We start from the raw sequence: 638 nt of genomic DNA, 5'->3' as shown, positions 1-638 counted from the left end.
GCAAGAGTGTTGGGGCGATGGTGGTTTTTCTGAAGCTCGGTGCGACCTTTCATGGTTTTGTTGATGGCCCTGAGCGTCTCGATCTCTTCTGCGGTGAAGACAAATTCAGCCGGCAATTCTTCGCCACTGTTGCGGGCCTGAACGAGTTGAATGACGATACATGCCGCTCTGGTGGCGACCGCCACGAGCTTGATCAGGCCTTCGGCGCTCTCGATCTGACTATCCTCGATGCGCAAACCCTGGCTCTTCAGCGAGCGAAAGAGTTGCTCAATGATCCAGCGCTGGCGGTACCAGGAGACGATCTGCCAGGCGTCTTTAACGGTGGCGACCGGATGAGTGGTCAGGAGCAGCCAGCGAATGGGCTCCGCACCTCTCGGCGGATGCAACTCGACCACTTCTACGAAGCTGAGTTTGATGCCCTCCGCCAAGTCGGTGACGCCGGGCCTCTGCGGCCGCTTGAGCACGACGGTTCCGAAGCGCATCGAGAGATGGGCCTGCCGGCCGCGCCGATCCATTCGCTGCGGCAGATCGATCACCGCGTTGTCGCAGAAGCGGCTCCGCTCGACCGCCTGATAAAGTGTGTCGCCATCGACCAGCGCATGGTCGTGCATGGCACGCGACAGAAGATGGACATTCTC

1 protein-coding gene is annotated in these 638 nt (G+C 60.0%); it reads right to left on the bottom strand.

The window, feature by feature from the left end; all coding sequences use genetic code 11:
- A partial coding sequence (locus Q2M23_RS43770) for a transposase (RefSeq protein WP_316399550.1) occupies nucleotides 1-638 on the bottom strand: 638 nt, incomplete at both ends.

The sequence above is a fragment of the Bradyrhizobium sp. 33ap4 genome (assembly GCF_032654765.1).
Lineage (GTDB): Bacteria > Pseudomonadota > Alphaproteobacteria > Rhizobiales > Xanthobacteraceae > Bradyrhizobium > Bradyrhizobium australafricanum.
The sequence above is the reverse complement of the archived record's forward strand: the minus strand, read 5'-3'. Positions and strand labels throughout refer to the sequence as shown.